Here is a 1,862-nt window from a genome sequence, read left to right as displayed (position 1 = left end):
CGTATCCACGACCAGTCCACTCAGGAAGGCGTTTTCCGGGCCCTGGGGATTGCTGACGAGGAAGCGCGTGAGAAATTCGGCTTCCTGCTGGATGCCCTGAAATACGGCTGTCCTCCCCACGGCGGACTGGCCTTCGGTCTGGACCGGCTGATCATGCTGATGACCGGCGCAAGCTCGATCCGTGACGTGATCGCCTTCCCCAAAACCCAGAGTGCCACCTGTCTGATGACCCAGGCGCCGGGCGAGGTGACCGACAAGCAATTGCGCGAGCTGCATATTCGTCGTCGCAAGCCGGCCGCCAGGCCCGCTGAGGGCAATTTCTCAGAGCAGACAACCGAACAGGAATAACTCTGAAGGGCGCACGATAGAAGGAAACCCGGTGCCGATCATCATGGGCGTGGATCCCGGCTCCCGGATCACTGGTTACGGCCTGATCCGGGTTGACGGGAGGGTGACAGAGTACCTGGACAGCGGCTGCATCCGCGTCGGTGAGAAGCCGATGGCCCAGCGGCTGCAGACCATCTTTCACAGTCTGGCGACCCTGATCGGTGAATACCGCCCGGAAGAATTCGCGATTGAGCAGGTGTTCATGGCCCGCAACCCCGATTCGGCCCTGAAACTGGGTCAGGCCCGCGGGGCGGCCATCGTCAGTGCGGCCAACAGTGGTCTGGCGGTTCACGAGTATTCCGCGAGGCAGGTCAAGCAGGCCGTGGTAGGCAAGGGCGGTGCCGATAAAGCACAGGTCCAGCACATGGTCCAGGTGCTGCTGGCACTGTCCCGCAAGCCCCAGGCGGACGCCGCCGATGCCCTGGCCATTGCCCTGTGCCATGCCCACATGAGTCAGAGTATTAACCGACTGGCGGGCAATGGCGGCAAAGTGCGCAGTGGGCGTGTTCGGCGTTAGTATTGGTGTATAGTCCTGGCGGGGCTTCAGCCTGGGCGTGCCAGACTCGGAGTATCAGCAAGGGGGCAGGCCTTGCCAGAATACGCTGTAAATACCTCCCTGTACGCTCGGGCTCCGCCATCCATGGCTCCGCACGCTTCTGGCAAGGCCTGCCCCCTTGCTTCTGCATAGCTCGGTGCAAAACCCGGTACAGAGAACTGATAAAAACACTTTCGTTGATCAGGAGAGAACACGAGTGATTGGTCGTATTCGAGGAATTCTGGTCGAGAAATCCCCCGGGCAGGCGCTGGTAGAGTGTGCCGGTTTGGGTTATGAGGTTGATATTCCTTTGACCACTTTTTTTAATCTTCCGGAACCCGGTGAAGAAGTGGTCCTGCATACCCACTTTGCCGTACGTGAGGATCATCAGAGCCTGTTTGGTTTTTCCTCGCGGTTTGACCGGGATCTGTTCCGGCAGTTGATCAAGGTCAACGGCGTCGGACCAAAGCTGGCCGTGGGTATACTGTCGGGGCTGGATGCCAATCAGTTTATCCGCTGCGTGGAAGCGCGGGACATCAATTCACTGGTCAAACTTCCGGGCGTGGGCAAGAAGACCGCGGAACGCCTGCTGATTGAAATGGCCGACCGCATTGGCCAGCTTGAAGGCCAGTTCACACCCGCCACCGGCGGCGTTCCCGCCGACCCGGCGGCTGAACCCCGCAAACCGGCTGGCCATGCGCCCATTGAGGAAGCCGAGTCTGCGCTTATTTCGCTGGGTTACAAACCGCAGGAAGCCACCAGAGCCATCAGCAGGGTCGCAGAAGATGGTATGTCCAGCCAGGAACTGATCAGGCTGGCTTTGCGTGCCATGATTCCGGCAAACTGAATGTGTAAAGAGCGTAACGTGATAGTAAACCGGCTGTTTGTAGAATTGCTGTACGATGTTGATTCGAACCAACGAGTAAAACAATGATTGAGT

Annotated in this window: 3 protein-coding genes; all 3 read left to right on the top strand. The window is 58.9% G+C overall.

What is annotated here, in order from left to right; translation table 11 throughout:
• The coding region (locus VJ956_RS13395) for an amino acid--tRNA ligase-related protein (RefSeq protein WP_324085543.1) at nt 1–348 on the top strand (348 nt) is incomplete at its 5' end.
• A gap of 31 nt (nt 349–379) precedes the next feature.
• Complete coding sequence (ruvC, locus tag VJ956_RS13390) at nt 380–904, top strand: crossover junction endodeoxyribonuclease RuvC (RefSeq protein WP_324085542.1); 525 nt, start codon at nt 380–382, stop codon at nt 902–904.
• A 235-nt stretch (nt 905–1,139) separates the two neighbouring features.
• Nucleotides 1,140–1,769, top strand: a complete 630-nt coding sequence (ruvA, locus tag VJ956_RS13385; protein WP_324085541.1) for a Holliday junction branch migration protein RuvA — start codon at nt 1,140–1,142, stop codon at nt 1,767–1,769.
• Nucleotides 1,770–1,862 lie beyond the last annotated feature (93 nt).

Origin of the sequence: Marinobacter sp., from assembly GCF_035268745.1 — a bacterium.
GTDB lineage: Bacteria > Pseudomonadota > Gammaproteobacteria > Pseudomonadales > Oleiphilaceae > Marinobacter.
Note: the sequence above shows the minus strand (reverse complement) of the source record. Positions and strands in the feature narration are given on the sequence as shown.